1 rRNA gene is annotated in these 315 nt (G+C 44.8%); it reads right to left on the bottom strand.

The window, feature by feature from the left end:
• Nucleotides 1-225 precede the first annotated feature (225 nt).
• A 5S ribosomal RNA gene (rrf, locus tag OCV62_RS18865) occupies nucleotides 226-315 on the bottom strand; the annotation flags it as partial.

The following is a 315-nucleotide window of genomic DNA, read 5'->3' as shown; positions in this document are numbered from 1 at the left end:
AGGTACCATATAACTTGCTTCGCAAGTTACTGCGAGAAATCGCTTCGCGATTCTCGGCGTTTCCACCGGAATGCTTTGCTTTCCCTCTACCGACTGATGATTTATCAGTCATTCAAGATCAGAAGCTTTCTGAGCTTGGATCACTGGTAAATACCAGCGTATATAAACATCTTTGCAGATGATATTTTATATACGAAAGCGTTTTGCTTTTATTTTTTTAAGGGATTCCGGCAGCCACCTGCTCTCCCATACCGTCTCCAGCATAGTACCATCGGCCGCTTAGGTCTTAACCATCGTGTTCGGGATGAGAACGGG

The organism is Gallintestinimicrobium propionicum, assembly GCF_025567525.1.
GTDB classification, from domain to species: domain Bacteria; phylum Bacillota; class Clostridia; order Lachnospirales; family Lachnospiraceae; genus Gallintestinimicrobium; species Gallintestinimicrobium propionicum.
Note: the sequence above shows the minus strand (reverse complement) of the source record. Positions and strands in the feature narration are given on the sequence as shown.